Source organism: Rubritalea marina DSM 17716 (genome assembly GCF_000378105.1).
In the GTDB taxonomy this organism is placed as follows: Bacteria; Verrucomicrobiota; Verrucomicrobiia; order Verrucomicrobiales; family Akkermansiaceae; genus Rubritalea; species Rubritalea marina.
Window position 1 is genome coordinate 131,844 of sequence record NZ_KB899251.1, and the last position, 17,058, is coordinate 148,901.

A 17,058-nucleotide genomic window follows, 5' to 3' on the forward strand; every position below is an offset into this window, starting at 1 on the left:
TTAGAGTGCCTTGCCCAAGGCCAGAGCGAGGGAGACTCGGTTTTGGTAGCGTAAGGCTTTGAGGTTGATGAGTGCTTCTTCAGTATTGAAGGTTCTGCGTTGGACTTCGAGGAGGTCGAGGATGTTGATGAGGCCGGAATCATAGGATCTCATGCCGCGAGCTTCGGCACGTTCTGCCGCTTTAAGCGCATTACTCGTTGCTGAGAATTGTTGGCGTAGATAGGACTCGGAGCCTAATGCGTTCTCAACTTCTTGGAAGGCGTTGAGAACAGTAGATTGGTACGTGGCGAGAGCTTGCTTGGCGCGAGCATTCGCAGCCCCTAATTCGGCACGTCTTCTACCGCCATCGATGAGTGGTGCGCTGACGTTACCAACGATGGACCATGCATTAAAGTTGGATCTGGCGAGGTCTTCGAGGATGGAGGACTGACGCCCGTAGCCAGCTGTGAGGCTGAAGCTTGGGTAGAGGTCTTTGTGGGCCACATTGACTCTAGAGTCGGCGGCGCGGATGCGCTGGTAGGCCGCATCGATGTCTGGGCGCTGCATCATCACTGTGGATGGGATGTTGGCTGGCACACTACGTTTGAGAGTCGGCCAGCGTGTGGCCTTCGAGCGGTTGCTAGGGTATTTGCCAGTTAGAATGGCGAGTGAGCGGGCGGCTTGATCGCGTTCGTCCTTGAGCTGAGCTACTTGGGATCGTGTGCTTTCTAGGTCTGTGCGGGCGAGGTCGAGCGAGCCTAAATTGGCTGTGCCAGCTTCAAATCGACGGTTGACGTGGTTCAGTGTGTTTTGAAATGAAACTAGGCGTTCCTCGGAGAGTTGCAATAAGGTGCTGGCGCGTAGGAGCTGAAAATAGGCTTGGGCAGTTTGGGCGGCGATTGATTGGCGTGCGGCTGCGAGATCTGCAGCAATCGCGGCCTGATCGCTGCTGCTGGCATCGATACCAGAACGGATGCGCCCCCAAACATCGATCTCCCACTGTGCATCTAAGCTCGCGGTGTAGGACTCAGAATTGATGGCGGCGAGCCCTGTTGGATTCGACCTAGAAGGGCCACCTCCGACATTGGCGTTGAGTTGTGGGCTGAGACCCGCCTTGGCACTGCGGGTGTTGAATCCAGCCTCTTCTAGGCGCGCCGCGCTGAGTCTGAGTTCAGGGTTGTGGCGCAGAGCGTCTGCAATGTGTTGATTGAGTGCAGCGTCACTAAAGAGTTGCTGAATGTTGTTGGCTACCTGAGGTACGGGTGGCTGAGTGGCGTCATAGCGCTTCGGCAGCGGGAGTACGTTTCCAGCCTGCGATGCCTTGTTACTGGGCAGCTCTGCGCATGCGCCCAAGAGAAAGGCAGCCGCAACAATGACCGAATAGGTAGGTAGGTGTCGATTAAGCATGAAAGGTTCAGGTGTTGGTCGCATGAAAGGTTCGCCACAGCATGAGCGACTATCTTATTAGGATTCGTCTAAATTAAAGTTATACGGCCAATGCTTTGGTGGCTGCTATGACGGCTTTGACTTGGCCATCAACGAAGGTTTTTTTGAATGCTTCGTCAGGCTTTTTACCGAAGATGTGTTCTACGACCTCTGGGTATTGCGCCAAAATGTCGGAGAGGCTCAGGAAATTGAGTGCGGCAATCTGGTAGACGACCTCGTCTGTTTCTCCAATAAATTCGTGGAGCAATGGGGCCAGGGGCATGACTTGGAGTGAGCGTACTTCTTCACAAATTGTGCCTGTGGGGGAGCCTGGGGATTTGACCGTGAGGCTCATGATGCGATTGAAGTTACCCGCAGGGCCAGGATCTAGAGTGCGATAGATGATCGAGCGTGCGAAGGCCGCCAATTTTTCTTCACAGCTGGCTGAAGCGTCTAATCCTCCATCAGCGGGGTATTTTTTTTCAGCGGCTTGGAAGGCATGGCGTAAAACTTCAGCAAAGAGGGCTTCTTTGGAGCCAAAGTAATAGTTGATGGATGCGATATTCGCTTTGGCGTGTTTGGCGATGTCTGCTACCCGACCATCTCGGTAACCAGACTTTGAGAAGATCTTGAGCGCACTGGTGATGAGTTTGTCTTTGACTGGCATGATAATGACAATAAGGAACCAATTGGTGTTGAAGTCAAATGAAGAATTGAAATCATTGTTTTGAAAAATGCGGCCCAAGTGTCGGTTGTGATGCTGATGTGTGTCGAAGTATGAGATCTTGCACTTACCGCTTCACAGCGATGCTTGGAGCGTTCAAGCTACGCCCATGAATTCGTTGTCTCGCTTTTTTTTAAATCCAGCCGCTTGGGGCGATGGTCCCTTGGTGCTGTCTTCAGAGGAGTCACACCATTGTGTGCGTGTGTTACGTCAAAAGGTGGGTGACGAGGTGGTGGTTTTTGATGGGGAGGGACGATCTGTCCAAGGTGAAATCGTGGAAGCAAGTAAGCAGGAGGTGATGGTTCAGCCTACGGCATCGGTCATGCTGCAAGAGCGTTCGAATGAGATTCGATTGATTCAAGCGGTTCCTAAAGCTGGGAATATGGAGCTCATCGTACAGAAGGCGGTGGAGCTTGGGATTGCTTCAATCCAGCCATTAGAGACAGACAACACTGTGGCCAAGGCGGACGCTAAGAAGGTAGAAAAATGGCAGCGTGTGGCTCTAGAGGCGTGTAAGCAATGTGGGCAAAACTATTTGCCACAGGTGATGCCAGCGATGAAATTTTCGGAATGGATCCAAGAGGATACGCCTGCTCAGTATTGTGTTGTGGCAGCGCTCGACCCTCGGAGCGAGCCAATTGAGGAGGTTCTTGCTGCTCTGTCAATGAAGCAGTCGGTGGGCTTGCTCGTGGGGCCGGAGGGTGACTTTTCTGCGGGAGAGTATGATGCAGCTATCGCGGCGGGATATCTACCTGTAAGCCTCGGTAGCATCGTGTTGCGTGTGGAGACGGCAACTTTGTACTGCCTGAGTATTCTGAAGTTTGCTCTAGCGAGGCTCACCTAGGCTAAGAAGACTTGGATAGCTGGCGGTAGTATGAGCACAGCGCGGCGGCTTCCTGTTCTACTGTGTAGTGATCGAGGATGCGATTTCGGCCAGCTTGGCCTAGGGCGTTTCGCTCATGTTCTGTCATCGTGAGGAGGCTTTTAAGAGCCATGCGAGTTGCTGTGGTATCGCCACACGGTACGACGAAACCGTCGGTTCTGTCTCTTACTACTTCTCTCCAAGCTCCAGCTTCGCTGGCAAGTACAGCTGTGCCACTCGCCATGGCTTCAGGCGCGGTTAGACCGTAGCCCTCATTGCGGCTGAGTGCGGCCACGATTGACATGGAGCGCATGAGTTTAGGGATTTCGCTGAATGGTTGTTTGCCCAGGACAATGATACGATCGGCGAGGCCGGCCTCAGCCATTTTATGAATTTGGGAGTCTAGGTAGCTTTGGTGCTTTGCTGTGGTTTCCCCAACAACGACAATGGTAGGATCTGGATTGTCTTTGAATAATGGGATCGCAGCATCGACGAGGAGGTCGAGGCCTTTTTGGTGGCGTACTCTTCCAAAGATGCCGATGCCGAACTTTCCTGGAAGTCCAAGCGCACTCCAGGCAGCTTGTTTGTCTGCGGCTGGGGTGTATATTTGTTCATCGACACCGTGCGGTATCGTGATGTCTGCTGGACGATCCAAGTAGGCGCCTGCATACTTGCTTGTGGTGATAATGCCGTCCATTTGACCAATCAACCACTTCGTGAATTTTGAATGGTGGCGTTGAGCTGTGGAGGTGAAGACGATTCGGATTTTTGCTCCTAGTAGTTTTTTCAGGATGAGAGCTTGGATCATCTCATCATTGCGACGTGCGTGAAAGACGCAATACCCACCTGAGCTGAGAGGGGCCTTGGTGCGCTTCGCAGCCTCTAAAATGCCGATGCAAGGCGCAGAATCTGGTAGATGATGAGCTCCCAATACTGCCAGCTTCATGGCCTCCTGCTGATAGGGGAGTACCTGAAGCATCGTAGAGCTTACACCAGAGAACTTCTTATTAGAATTGCCCAGAATGAGTTCGAGCATCGGATAGATGGTGTTAGGTGCTATTTAGCAGCAGCTTCACGAAGCTGTGGATTCAGGGATGCATCGTTGTACATCTTGAATTGATAATAGACACGGAAACTGCGAGTGCCATCAGCGACTTCAGATAGGAGTTGGTCGAGAGCCAGGGAAAGGTCAGCGATCTGCTGTTTGATGACAGCGACTTTATGGGTGCACTTAGCGATGTGCTCTTCACTGGCATCTGTGCGGTCCACTTCTTCCTGCATGTGGTACTCCTTGAGTGCAAGGATGGAGAGGCGATCAATCATCATACCTGGTGTCTCTGAGTTGAAGGGCACTCCTTCTGTCTTGGGGGTGAGTGTATCGACTAAATACTTATCTATTTTTTCGATATGGTCATTGCGGCGTTGGTTGTGGCCATCGATCGCGCGTTTGGCGTGGTAGATTGGCTCGAAGCCGATGTCTTCCCGGCGCGCCACATCTTCTTCATGCCACAACAGGAAGTTACAGAGATGATTTTCTGTGATCAGTCCGAGGAATTCTTGAGCCTGGTTTGAAGGATTTTCAGCGTGCCATTGGCTGGTGAGGTCTTGCTGTAATGTGGTGATGTCGTGAGATTGCATAGTATTAGCGGAGGCGAGAGTATGGAAGCTCCCTTGAGAAGTCAAAGACCGAGTCAAACTTGCCAATAACGTCACTTGCTGAAATTAGCCCTATTTGAGGGAAGTTTATTCCTTCGTCTGGGTGAAACTTTGAAATAAATGCAGTTGGTTGTCCCAGTGTGAGGGGGGCGTGAGAAATTTGAGATACTGGCCCAAAGAGCTCAATCATAGGACAACCTAATGCAGCTGCGATATGCGCAGGGCCTGTATCGACTGTGATCATCCCAGCAGCCAGACATGATGCTGCTTTGAGTTCGATGATGTTCAGGTCGTTCGATAGGTTGTGGAGGCGATCAGATTCGATTCCCTTGGTAATTTCATTGAGGTATTCAAATTCTGAGGGAGAGCCGGTCAGGACGACTTCCAGGTCTAGATAATTTTCCAATAAGGCTTTGATGACACTTTGCCATCTGGTGTTTGGCCAGCATTTTGTATTTGAAGCACTGTGCTGAGAACCACGTTTCATGGTTTTTTTATTCCCAGGCTGAACGAGTACAAATGGTCGTTGGAGCATAGGGAGTTTAGCTACTAAAGCGTCAATCGCATCCTGGCTTGAGAAGAGCCATGGTTCTAGATCTTCGGCGCAGGATTGGGCCACTAGTCCAGTTTCTCTGAGTCGGCGAGACGCTTCATGTTCTATTCCATCGTGCGATATGTCGTGTAAGGGCGAGAGGTTTAGGAAGCCCAAGTGTCTGGCTGTTCTCTGTTCGGGATGGAGATTGTAGACGGTATGGAATGTTTGAGATTTTAGCGATCTCTTCAGCTGAATCGAGGAGGGATTGATGAAGTGTGGTAGCCCTCTTTTTTGAAGGATATGAATATTGCCAATGTGTGGGCATCCTTTGAGGGTTGGTATCGTCCACTTGGCGCCAGTGATGAGATCAGGAGCCACACCATCTCGCTCGTGGAGCGCCTTGAGAGTGGGTGTGAGTAAGACGATATCGCCGATTCCGCCGAACCGTGTGATGAGTGATGGATGCATTCTATCTAACGTGGTGTTCTATTGGCTCAGTTGACGTGAAAAGGTTTCAATTAGGAGGTTTTTAAAGCGAAGATCATTGGCATCATACCAATCTCGAGCTCTCTTCCCGATCACCATTTTGTCATCAGCGCTCATGCTGAAGAGTTGTATGAGCTGGTTCTCTAGCTTGCCTGAGTCGACATAGTAATTGGTGCCTAGGTGACGGGCTTCGTCATGTTTGAAAGGGACAAGTACGCCATGTGCAGGGCTGATCAGTTCGTTCATCGGAGGGGCGTCAGTGGTGACGACAACCGCGGAGCAGGACATCGCTTCAACGATATAGTGGCCCCAGCCTTCACTGCGCGACGGGCATAAATGAATGCCGTGGGAATTCATGAGAGATGATAATTGCTCATCAGAGATGTAATCGCTGATCAAGCGCACATTTTTAGGGACACTACTTGGGGCGTTCGAGGGATGCTGAATAAGCGTGAGCGTGGGCCAATCTGGGTGCTTACACCAGAGTTCAAGAATATCCTCTGTGCCTTTTAGAGTACTCTTTCCGGCTAGGTGTAAGACGGATTGATAATCAGCAGCAGTTTCCTTGGAATTGCGGTCGGGGGAGGTGAAGCCAATGAATTCAGCTTTCGAGAGTTCTGCAAAGATTACCTGCGCATGCCTGCTTTTACAGAGCACGGTATCGATTTGTTTAAGATGCTTGATGAGCCTATGAGGAAAGCGTTCTTGATTTGGGATGAGAAGGTTGGTGTTGGCCGAGCGGAACCACCGAGGGAAACAACGCTCTAGAAAGATGTTGATGTCGTATTTGTCACGATTCTTTGGAGATAAGCTATGCCACCATGGGATTGCTCTGCAGTGACTCGTGGTGACATCATGACCTGCAGATTCTAACGTATATTGAACAATGTTAGTGTCTTGATCTAGTCCCACGCCATTGCTTCGGCTGATGATGTTGATGCGCATATTTGTATTAAGAAACGGGGCTTGCTATCCGATAGTCACGTGTCTAATTTGCTACGTCTCACACGTAAACAACAAATGCTACTTACACCTACGAAAATACCTGATGTTATCGAAGTAATCCCTAAGAAGTTTGGAGATGAACGAGGCTTTTTTTCAGAAGTGTTCAAGAAGCAAGCTTTCGCGGAGCATGGTTTTGAGGATGAATTTATCCAGGATAATCATGCCTATTCAAGTGAGGTCGGAGTATTGAGGGGGTTGCATTACCAATCTCCACCATTTGCTCAGGATAAGCTGGTCAGAGTATTGAAAGGTGCGATTATTGATGTCGCCGTCGACATTCGTAAGGGATCACCAACATATGGTGAATGGATGGCTGTTGAGCTCTCCGCTGAGAACTGGAAGCAATTGCTTGTTCCCAAAGGGTTTGCACATGGATACGTCACATTAGAACCGGATACTGAAGTTTTCTACAAAGTAACCAATCCATATGCCCCTGATCATGATAAAGGTATTTTGTGGAGCGATCCCGCTTTAGCTATCGATTGGGGGAGCGTGACTGAGCCAATTTTATCGGCCAAAGATAAAATCCAACCCCTTCTTTCTGAAATAGAATCTGAATTTTCCTACTAACATGAATCTACCAACCGTAATTGTTACTGGCGGAGCTGGCTTTATCGGGTCAGCAGTGTGTCGTTATTTGGTTTCCAATCAAATTGCCAATGTCATCAATGTGGATGTGCTAACCTATGCGGCAAATTTGACATCGGTCGAGCCGGTGGCCCATGCTGATAACTATACCTTTGTCAAAGCAGACATCTGTGACGCCGAGGCGATGCAGCAAGTGTTTGAGAAGTATCAACCAGATGGGGTGATGCATTTGGCAGCTGAATCGCATGTGGATCGCTCGATCACTGGTGCTCAAAAGTTTATCGAAACCAATGTACTCGGTACATCTGTGCTTCTGGATGCTGCTCTGAAGCACTGGAGAGGCCTGGATAAGGAAAAGGCCGATACGTTTAAATTCTTATTGGTGTCCACAGATGAAGTGTATGGGTCACTTGGGGCGGATGGCTTGTTTGAAGAAGTGACTCCTTATGACCCATCTTCTCCATATTCAGCCTCCAAGGCAGCATCTGACCATCTCGCTATTGCATGGCATAGAACGTACGGCCTGCCGGTGGTGATTTCTAATTGCTCCAACAATTATGGTCCCTACCATTTCCCAGAAAAACTGATTCCGTTGATTATTCTAAACGCCTTACATCATAAACCACTGCCCATCTATGGTGATGGCTCTAATGTGCGAGACTGGCTCTTTGTTGATGATCATGCCAAGGCCTTGTGGACTATTCTGAAAACTGGTGAGCTCGGTGAGAAATATAATGTGGGTGGGCGCAATGAGCGCACCAACCTTGAAGTGGTGCAGACAGTTTGTCGTTTACTCGATGATATGGTCGACTCAACACCTGAAGGAGGACATGAGTCACTCATTACTTATGTGACTGATCGCCCTGGACATGACGCAAGATACGCGATTGATGCGACCAAGCTTGAAAATGAGCTCGGATGGAAAGCTGAAGAGAACTTTGATACAGGAATCAAAGCTACGGTTCAGTGGTACCTAGAGAATGAATCATGGTGGCGTCCAATCCTAGAGCAGAAGTATGCAGGTGAGCGTCTAGGGCTCTAACAAGATAATGTTGAATTCTCTTCAATGAACGATCATCCCACTAAAAGAGTATTAGTCATAGGTAAGTCTGGTCAGTTGGCCAAGGCTTTGACTTCATTGACTGGTGAATTTAGCAAATGCAGTATTCACGCAGTGGGCAGACCTGAACTCGATATTACCAATGTAGATTCAGTTAAGTCGGTATTGGAGGTCTATTGCCCAGATGTTGTGATTAATGCGTCAGCATACACTGCGGTGGATCAGGCTGAAAGCGATATAGAGAGCGCACGGAACATCAACGCAACGGCAGTTCAAACTTTGGCACGTTTGTGTGCGCAAGCATCGCTGCAATTGATCCATATTTCTACAGATTACGTATTCGATGGTACTGCTACTGCCCCACTAAAGGAGTCTGATGCGGTTGCGCCAATGGGGGTTTATGGTCAAACGAAGCTTGAAGGTGAGCAGTTCGCGGTAAGCGAGAATCCTTCTAGTATCATTGTGAGAACGAGTTGGCTGTACGGCGATCATGGTAATAACTTCGTTTCTACAATGCTTAGGCTTGCCGAGCAGCGTCATACATTAGGCGTTGTCTCTGACCAATTCGGCCGTCCTACCTATGCCTCAGATCTAGCACGCACTCTCATGATTATTGGAGTCCATGCGAGTGATGATGATGCGGGGGTGTACCACTATTCTAATGATGGCGAGCCAACGAGTTGGTATGGTTTTGCCAATGAGGTGTTTACACATGCTAAAGCTCTAGGGTTAAAGGTGCCAGACAGGCTCAATGCTATCACTACAGAAGATTTCCCCACTCCTGCTAAACGGCCTGCTTGGTCGGTAATGAATTTGGATAAAATTCAAAGCACTTTCAATTTAAATATTCCAGATTGGAAATCCTCACTCTCGAAATACTTTCAAAACAATTACTAAGCACATGAGCGCAACATCAAAATTAAGAAAGGGAATCATCCTAGCCGGGGGTTCCGGAACAAGGCTTTATCCTGTCACTAAGTCGGTCAGCAAACAGCTTTTGCCGATCTATGATAAGCCGATGATTTATTATCCTTTATCAGTTTTAATGTTAGCAGGTATCAAAGAGGTTTTAATCATCACCACCCCACATGATCAAGAAGCCTTCAAAAACCTTTTGGGAGATGGTTCTCAGTTTGGTATCTCTCTTGAATATAGTATCCAAGAGCACCCGAATGGACTAGCTGAAGCCTTTATCTTAGGTGAACAATTTTTAGATGGAGCTCCTGTGTGTCTTATTCTAGGCGATAACTTGTACTATGGTCATGGATTAACTAAAACACTGCAGCAAGCAAATGATGGTGGCTCTACGGCGTCAGTTTTCGCGTTACACGTGCAAGATCCGGAACGCTATGGTATCGTAGAGATGGACAAGGATAATAAGGCTCTCTCTATCGAGGAAAAACCGGAAAATCCTAAGTCAAGCTGGGCGGTCACAGGTCTCTACTTCTTTGATGAAAGAGCTCCAGCAATAGCTAAGCAAGTTAAGCCTTCGGCGCGTGGTGAAATTGAGATCACGGAGGTGATCGATTTCTATCTCAAAGAAGCTTCTCTCAAAGTGAATACAATGAGCCGTGGAATGGCTTGGTTCGATACCGGTACTCACGATTCCATGGTCGAAGCAATTGAGTTTGTTAGAGCAATCGAAAATAGAACAGGCCAGAAAATTGCTTGTCTCGAGGAAATTGCCTGGGTGAACGGCTGGATTGATGATGCTAAATTAGCGGAGCATGCTGAGACTTATAAGAAGTCACGATATGGACAGTATTTGATGAGTCTTTTATCAGGGTTTAAAAGCTGATGTTTATGTCATTAGATGAAAGCTATTAATTATGGAACATAAAGAACCTCCAATCTATGTAACAAAACCTCACCTCCCTGATTTGGAGAAGGTGTATCCATATATACAGAGGATATGGGAAAATGGGGTTTTGACGAATTCTGGACCATTTCACCAGGAATTAGAGTCTAAGCTCGAAAGCACGCTTGATATTAGCCACCTTAGACTATGCAACAACGGAACATCGGCAATTATGGCGGCTTTATTTACTGCCAATCTCAGTGGTGAAGTCATAACCACGCCCTACACCTTCGCTGCAACTACCCATTCTATAAAGTTATGTGGATTAACTCCAGTTTTTGCTGATGTGGAGGGTGACTCTTTTGGTTTGTGCCCAATGGCTGTGGAGAGGGCTATAACTCAACAGACTTCGGCTATATTAGCCGTTCATGTTTATGGTAGACCATGTAATGTAGAGGCTTTGAAAGATATTGCTGAAAAATATAATTTAAAGCTTATATATGATGCTTCCCATGCTTTTGGTTGTGAGTATCAAGGACGTAGTTTGTTGAGCTATGGAGATTATTCGACATTGAGTTTTCATGCGACAAAGGTGTTTAATACATTTGAAGGCGGTGCAGTAGTCTCATCTAATAAGGAGTGTGCTGATCGAATAAATTTGATCAAAAATTTTGGTATTTCAGGTGAAGATATGATTCCATATCTAGGCTTTAATGGGAAAATGAATGAGTTCTCAGCAGCAATTGGAATGCTTCAGCTTGATGAAATTTCACTCATTCTCTCAAAACGGAAGCAAGTAGCCGAGTGGTATGATGAAGAACTAATAGGGCTTGAGGTGGTGAGTGTTCCTAAACCCATCGACGGGCATGTCAGCAACTATTCCTACTATCCAATAATAATGTGTGGTGAAGCAGAGGGGGTGCGGGATCGTGTTGTGAGCTTTATGTGTGATAAAGGCGTGCACCCGAGAAAGTATTTCTACCCATTAATGTCAAATATCTGTCAGTATAAAGATTTAGATTCGGCGTTGAAAGATCGACTTCCTGTGGCTAATAAATTGTCGAATAATGTTTTATGTCTTCCGATCTACCCGTCGCTTACTCGTCCAGAGGTTAAGAGAGTTTGTGAAGCTCTAAAGGGGGCATTAAATCAAAAATAATCATTTTATGTCTAAGCAAAAAGAGATTAGCTTTCTTAGATTCCGACTCATCAAATTGTTCACGAATATTTTGGCTTTACGTTTTCGTTCATCTGAAGAACGCAAAGAGTATCGGGAAAAATGTTTAAAGCCTTATTCTAAGGTTAGTTTCGAATATTATAGAGCGAAGAATGCTTTTACAAGGGGCCGCGACCTAGGGAGCGCTATGGCTGGTGGCTATGGTAATAGTGATTATGAAATTGAGACTGCCTCTGCGATGCAGAATCTTACTTTTCCTGTGAAAGTAGTGCAGGCTGAAAAGCTAATGGTTCTTTTACTCCCTGAGCACGATGCGATGAGTGGAGGAATTTATTCAATATTCTCAATAACGAACCACTTGCGGCGTATGAGGGCTGATCATGGCTACGAAATTGTCTTGATGACGCGTCCAAATCAAAATGGAGACACGTATTTCAGAAATTCTTGGTTCAAGAATTCCGAGAATGTCTATCGCTTCGAGCAAGTTCAGTTGTGTACTAAAGTTAAAGACCTTTATTTGCATATTCCAGAATACGCTTCAGCTGAGTTTTATGCTGAATTAGATGACGAATTAAAGAGTTACTTGAAATCTGTTGATCAATTATCTATTAACTTGTTAGATCAGAATATACAGTTGATGCCTGAAAAAGAGCTTTTCGAAGACCTCTATAAGCTGACTGAAAATGTGACGCAGTCAGTTGCTCACCATTCATATGCTGGCCAAGACTTCGCAAATAAATATGGTCTACCTACGTTGCTATTACCTGCATATACCGATCTGACTCCTTACCCAAAATCTCAGATTGCTCATAAACAAGATATTATTATTTATTCTCTAGATGAGGCGCCGCACAAGGCTGAAGTCCTTTCGATTTTAGAAAGGGAATTGCCTAGCTTTGAGTTCATAGAAATCAGAGATATTTCTTTTGATGATTTTATGGAACTAGCAACTAATTGTAAGTTTTCTATAACCTTTGGTGAGGGGTTCGATGGATACTTAGCGCAGCCAATATATCAAGGTGGCATTGGTTTCTCTGTGTATAATGAAGAGTTTTTTCCATCACATTCATTCAAGCAGTATCCTAATATATTTGAGTCTTCTTCTGGGATGTGTGAGCAAATTGTAAATACAATTAAGGAGTTGCTGGCGCAGCCTAAAAACTATGAGGAGCTCAATTGTAAACTAGTAGCTGAATACGATAAGCTATATTCTGAAGAGGAGTATATAGATAAAATTCGTATGCTCGCTAAGCAGCAATTTGAGGTGTTTCCAGAGGTTAGCCAATAATGAAATTGTAGAATTTATAGAGAATGGATTGCCCCATAAAAATTGTAGTGTCAGGTTTAGGTTTAATAGGGTTTCAACATGCTCTTAGAATTAGACAGAGCAGTGATGCAACCCTCGTTGGTGTTGTTCAGCCTAAAGATTGTGTGAATCATGATGTTGATGGTATTTTTTGTGATGTGCCATTATATAACGATCTAGAGGATGCTCTGGATTCATTAGATGTGGATGGTGTTATCGTAAGCTCTCCCAATGCGTTCCATAATTCACAATCACTAATTTGTATCCGAAAGGGAATTCCGGTGCTCGTAGAAAAACCGATAGCTGACAACCTAAGTTCAGCAGAGGAAATACTCGTCGAATCAAGAGCCTCTGGAGTTCCAGTCCTTGTAGGGCACCATAGAACCTATAACCCTTTAGTTTGTGAAGTACGTAAACTTATAAGGTCATCAATGTTTGGTAGGCTTGTAGCAATGCAAGGGAGTGCTTTATTTTACAAGCCTGACCATTATTTTGTAGAAGGTAGTTGGAGGACACGGCTTGGCGGGGGTGTGTTACTTATCAATATGATTCATGAGGTTGGTTTAATGAGGCACCTGTGTGGAGAAGTCGTAAAAGTAACAGCCTTAGCTGGGCATGATGTGAGAGGGTTTGAAGTAGAAGATACCGTTACAATTGGTCTTCATTTTGAGAATGGGGCTATGGGGAGCTTTCTGCTGTCGGATGCGGCAGCATCCTCGAAGAGCTGGGAGCTAACAGCAGGGGAAAATCCGGCCTATCCCCAGCAGTTAGGTGATACATGTTATCATTTTTCTGGTACTAACGGTTCTGTAGATTTCCCAACGATGAACTATAGGTACTATGACTCATCTGTTACACCCTCGTGGTGGGAGGACTTTTCATACGGCGCTGGTGAGCGAGAGAGCTCAGATCCTCTACAATTACAGTTAGACCACTTTATCAATGTGATACGGGGACTAGAAGAGCCTATGGTTAGCGCACTCGATGGGTATCGTAATATGGCCGTAGTTGAGGCTATTAAAGAATCAATTGAAAAGGGAAGGGTTATAGAGTTGCCAAAGTTGGCAGATTCGTAGATCAATTTTCTATGAGAGTTTTGTTAGTAGATACTTCATTTGCTGCTGTGCCAATTTATGAGGCACTACTTGAAATGGGGCATGATGTTTGGGTAGTAGGTAACCGTTCTGAAGATGTGCTTGCGCTGCGAGCTGGAGATCAATGGATTGATGAAAATTACAGCGATATTTTAGCTGTGCAATCGCATTGTGACAGTAATGAAATTGAGGCGATTGTACCCGGATGTACGGATGTATCTATTGAGACTTGCTGCAGACTTCAGGTGCCGAATAGTTCATGTGATACAGCAGATTCTAATGATATTTTAGCTGATAAGAAAAAATTTCGAGCTTTGTGTGCACGACTGAATTTGCCAGCCCCAAGGGAGGTTGATTTAGCATCTTTCCCCCAAAAAGGTAATTACATATGTAAGCCAATTGATGCATTTAGCGGTAGAGGAGTATCTAAATTTAATGGGGAGGATATGAAGGCTTTATCCCATTCCTGTGCAATTGCTGAGCAAGCCGGGTCAAATTATTTGATTGAGTCATATCACGAGGGGCAGCTCTATTCATGCAGTGCATTTATTGAAGACAAGAAGGTTCAAAAATCTTTCTATGTAAAAGAAGGCAGTTCAGTCGACGCTTATGCGGTAGACACCAGCTATGTCCTAGATGATATCGACCCGAATGTTGCTTCTTTGATGTCCGGTGCGATTGAAAAGATGGCTTCAGAGTTAAACCTGGTAGACGGCCTTTTTCATGTGCAATTTATAGTCGAATCAAAAGAGCCATATATTATCGAAGTGGCCAGACGGTGTCCTGGTGATTTATATTCCCTATTGATCGAATTTACCACGGGGTTTTCATATGCATATAATTATGCAGCGTCCTTCACCTCAACGAAGCCAAGTAATTATTTAGATGAGGAGTGGAAATATATTCTTCGCCATACTGTTAAAAGTTTGAAGGAAGAAGTCTATTGGGGAGTGTTTTATAAAACCCAGCCTAGGCTATTTGCTGAATTCCCGCTTATGAAGACAGGTGAAACTCTATTTCCCAAGGGTGGTAACCGAGCTTCTGTCCAGTTTTATCAATACGAATCTTTGGAGTCTTGCTCTGATGCTTATGCTGATTTTTTACGAAACGAAATATATAAATTACAATAGAATAGACATTCATGCTTAACGATAAATCAATTCTCATCACGGGCGGTACAGGCTCGTTAGGTCAGGCACTAACAAAAACTATTCTCGAGAAGTGGCCAAATGTGAAGCGTCTTGTGATTTACTCGCGTGACGAGCAAAAGCAGTTTCAGATGGCTCAGGAATTTCCTCCTGAAAAATATCCAGCTATCCGCTTTTTAATTGGAGATGTAAGAGATTTGGATCGAATGAAGCGAGCCTTTAATGGCGTGGATTATGTGATTCATGCGGCGGCGATGAAGCATGTACATATCGCCGAATATAATCCAGATGAATGCGTTAAGACAAACATTGGAGGAGCTGAGAATGTCATTAAAGCTGCTCTTAGTTGTAGCGTGAAGCACGTGGTCGCCTTATCAACGGATAAGGCATGTGCACCGATCAACCTCTATGGAGCAACAAAGCTTGCCTCAGATAAATTATTTGTTGCTGCAAATAACATCACAGGTGAGCAAGATGTGAAATTTTCCGTTGTGCGTTATGGGAATGTTATGGGTTCGAATGGCTCAGTCATGCCATTTTTCTTGAAGAAGCGTGAGGGGGGGGTTTTGCCCATTACTGACCCTAATATGACCCGGTTCAACATATCTCTTGCGGACGGTGTAAAGATGGTACTACATGCCATGGAACATGCGTGGGGTGGCGAGTTGTTTGTACCCAAGATACCTTCTTACAGAATCACAGATATAGCCGAGGCAATAGGGCCTGATTGTGAACACCCTGTTGTAGGAATTAGACCAGGTGAGAAAATTCACGAAGAAATGATCACTAGTTCAGATTCATTTACTACCTATGACCTAGGCGAATATTATGCGATCCTTCCTCAAGTGCCTAATTGGGATATTGAGAGTTATAAAAAACATTTTAATGCGGAGCTTGTTGAGCAAGGTTTTAATTACAGTTCTGGCGAGAACGAAGATTTTCTTAATGTTGGAGAGCTACAGAAGCTGATCGATGATCATGTCGTTACTTCATAATCATAGACCTCCTCTTTTTTATGATACCATACGGAAAGCAATCAATTAGTGAAGAAGACATCTTAGCTGTTGTTGAAACGCTGCGATCTGATTTCTTGACGTGTGGCCCACGGGTTGAAACATTCGAGCAAGAGTTTGCTGACTTTGTAGGAGCCAAGCATGCGATCGCCGTATGCAATGCTACCGCTGCATTGCACCTTAGTATGTTGGTAGCTGATATTGGTTCTGCTGATCGAGTTATAACTAGTCCTAATACCTTTCTGTCTTCCGCAAATTGCTCCGCATTTGTAGGAGCTACGCCCGACTTCTGTGACATAGATTCAGATACCTATACGATGGATCTTGAGTCGTTGAAGCAGGCGTGGTCCGAAGATGTTCGGGCTGTAATTCCTGTGGCCTATGCCGGACAGTCCGCAGATATGAAAGGGATTGCTGAGTTTGCCCGAGGTAAGTGCGCTATCGTCATTGAGGATGCTTCACATGGTACTGGAGGAGGTTTTTTTCAAGACGGTAAAGCTTGGAAACAGGGAGGCCATCCATGGGCGGATATGACGGTGTTTAGCTTTCATCCGGTAAAGACACTCACCACAGGTGAGGGGGGGATACTAGTTACCGATAATGATGAATACGCGTCTAAAGCAAGACTCCTACGAACTCATGGCATGACTCGTGATTCGAATGCTTTTCAAGGACTAGGTTTGGACTCTCTGAGTCTTGGCGAACAAGGTCCATGGTATTACGAGATGCTTGAACTCGGCCATAATTTCCGCATCACTGACGTGCAATGCGCACTGGGATCTAGCCAACTTAAGCGCTTACCTCACTTTATTAAACGCCGGCAGGAAATCGTTGCACTCTATAACGCAGCTTTCGCCGACATTGATTGGATTAAGACTCCAGGTATTCGCTCTGCCGAAGATAAAGGTTTTATTTCGTGGCACCTCTATACCCTACAGATCGATTTCACCGCCATCGGTAAAACGCGTAGTGTAGTCATGGTTGAGTTGCGCTCCAAAGGCATTGGTACACAAGTGCTCTACATCCCAGTTTACCTCCAACCCTACTACCGTAATTCCTACGGCTATAATCCTGGAAAATGCCCTAACGCTGAGCATTTTTATAGTGAGGCATTGAGTCTCCCGCTCTACCCAGACTTATCAGACGAGGATGTAAAAAAAATCATCGCAGAAGTTTTAGAGTTGAGGCATTAAGGATATGAC

General features: G+C 45.9%; 17 protein-coding genes. 11 read left to right on the top strand and 6 right to left on the bottom strand.

What is annotated here, in order from left to right; all coding sequences use genetic code 11:
* Nucleotides 1–1,386, bottom strand: coding sequence for an efflux transporter outer membrane subunit (locus F454_RS0105365; protein WP_018969605.1), 1,386 nt, complete (start codon nt 1,384–1,386; stop codon nt 1–3).
* Between the two features lie 79 nt (nt 1,387–1,465).
* Nucleotides 1,466–2,071: a TetR/AcrR family transcriptional regulator gene (locus F454_RS15600; protein WP_156817149.1), complete on the bottom strand. Its 606-nt coding sequence runs from the start codon at nt 2,069–2,071 to the stop codon at nt 1,466–1,468.
* Between the two features lie 166 nt (nt 2,072–2,237).
* Between F454_RS15600 and F454_RS0105375 the strand changes: the two genes are divergently transcribed.
* Nucleotides 2,238–2,972 (top strand): 16S rRNA (uracil(1498)-N(3))-methyltransferase, encoded by a 735-nt coding sequence (locus F454_RS0105375; protein WP_156817150.1) that lies wholly within the window; start codon nt 2,238–2,240, stop codon nt 2,970–2,972.
* A gap of 1 nt (nt 2,973) precedes the next feature.
* Here the strand turns inward: F454_RS0105375 and F454_RS0105380 are convergent, their stop codons facing one another.
* Genes F454_RS0105380 through F454_RS0105395 form a run of 4 tightly spaced genes read right to left on the bottom strand, consistent with a single transcriptional unit; the run spans nt 2,974 to nt 6,612 of the window.
* Nucleotides 2,974–4,026, bottom strand: a complete 1,053-nt coding sequence (locus tag F454_RS0105380) for a glycosyltransferase family 4 protein (RefSeq protein WP_018969608.1) — start codon at nt 4,024–4,026, stop codon at nt 2,974–2,976.
* A 20-nt stretch (nt 4,027–4,046) separates the two neighbouring features.
* Nucleotides 4,047–4,628: a DUF4254 domain-containing protein gene (locus F454_RS0105385; protein ID WP_018969609.1), complete on the bottom strand. Its 582-nt coding sequence runs from the start codon at nt 4,626–4,628 to the stop codon at nt 4,047–4,049.
* A gap of 4 nt (nt 4,629–4,632) precedes the next feature.
* Complete coding sequence (locus F454_RS0105390; RefSeq protein ID WP_018969610.1) at nt 4,633–5,649, bottom strand: glycosyltransferase family 9 protein; 1,017 nt, start codon at nt 5,647–5,649, stop codon at nt 4,633–4,635.
* An 18-nt stretch (nt 5,650–5,667) separates the two neighbouring features.
* Complete coding sequence (locus tag F454_RS0105395; RefSeq protein ID WP_018969611.1) at nt 5,668–6,612, bottom strand: glycosyltransferase; 945 nt, start codon at nt 6,610–6,612, stop codon at nt 5,668–5,670.
* A 75-nt stretch (nt 6,613–6,687) separates the two neighbouring features.
* On the opposite strand from F454_RS0105395, the gene rfbC reads away from it, so the two are divergent.
* Genes rfbC through pseC form a run of 10 tightly spaced genes read left to right on the top strand, consistent with a single transcriptional unit; the run spans nt 6,688 to nt 17,049 of the window.
* On the top strand, nt 6,688–7,242 hold the full coding sequence (gene rfbC / locus F454_RS0105400) for a dTDP-4-dehydrorhamnose 3,5-epimerase (protein WP_018969612.1): 555 nt from the start codon (nt 6,688–6,690) through the stop codon (nt 7,240–7,242).
* Nucleotide 7,243: 1 nt separating this feature from the next.
* On the top strand, nt 7,244–8,302 hold the full coding sequence (gene rfbB, locus F454_RS0105405; RefSeq protein WP_018969613.1) for a dTDP-glucose 4,6-dehydratase: 1,059 nt from the start codon (nt 7,244–7,246) through the stop codon (nt 8,300–8,302).
* 24 nt (nt 8,303–8,326) lie between these two features.
* The gene (gene rfbD, locus F454_RS14275) at nt 8,327–9,217 is read left to right on the top strand and encodes a dTDP-4-dehydrorhamnose reductase (protein WP_018969614.1); all 891 of its coding nucleotides are present in this window, start codon (nt 8,327–8,329) and stop codon (nt 9,215–9,217) included.
* A 4-nt stretch (nt 9,218–9,221) separates the two neighbouring features.
* Entirely contained in the window at nt 9,222–10,118 is an 897-nt protein-coding gene (gene rfbA, locus F454_RS0105415) for a glucose-1-phosphate thymidylyltransferase RfbA (protein WP_026292731.1), read from the top strand.
* Nucleotides 10,119–10,149: 31 nt separating this feature from the next.
* Entirely contained in the window at nt 10,150–11,277 is a 1,128-nt protein-coding gene (locus F454_RS0105420) for a DegT/DnrJ/EryC1/StrS family aminotransferase (RefSeq protein WP_018969616.1), read from the top strand.
* 7 nt (nt 11,278–11,284) lie between these two features.
* The gene (locus F454_RS0105425) at nt 11,285–12,583 is read left to right on the top strand and encodes a hypothetical protein (RefSeq protein WP_018969617.1); all 1,299 of its coding nucleotides are present in this window, start codon (nt 11,285–11,287) and stop codon (nt 12,581–12,583) included.
* Between the two features lie 23 nt (nt 12,584–12,606).
* Nucleotides 12,607–13,677: a Gfo/Idh/MocA family protein gene (locus F454_RS0105430; RefSeq protein WP_018969618.1), complete on the top strand. Its 1,071-nt coding sequence runs from the start codon at nt 12,607–12,609 to the stop codon at nt 13,675–13,677.
* Nucleotides 13,678–13,688: 11 nt separating this feature from the next.
* Nucleotides 13,689–14,825 carry an ATP-grasp domain-containing protein gene (locus F454_RS14280; protein ID WP_018969619.1) on the top strand — a complete coding sequence of 379 codons (1,137 nt, stop codon included), beginning with the start codon at nt 13,689–13,691 and terminating at the stop codon, nt 14,823–14,825.
* 11 nt (nt 14,826–14,836) lie between these two features.
* Complete coding sequence (gene pseB, locus F454_RS0105440; protein ID WP_018969620.1) at nt 14,837–15,838, top strand: UDP-N-acetylglucosamine 4,6-dehydratase (inverting); 1,002 nt, start codon at nt 14,837–14,839, stop codon at nt 15,836–15,838.
* 20 nt (nt 15,839–15,858) lie between these two features.
* The gene (gene pseC / locus F454_RS0105445) at nt 15,859–17,049 is read left to right on the top strand and encodes a UDP-4-amino-4,6-dideoxy-N-acetyl-beta-L-altrosamine transaminase (RefSeq protein ID WP_018969621.1); all 1,191 of its coding nucleotides are present in this window, start codon (nt 15,859–15,861) and stop codon (nt 17,047–17,049) included.
* The last annotated feature ends 9 nt before the right edge of the window (nt 17,050–17,058 follow it).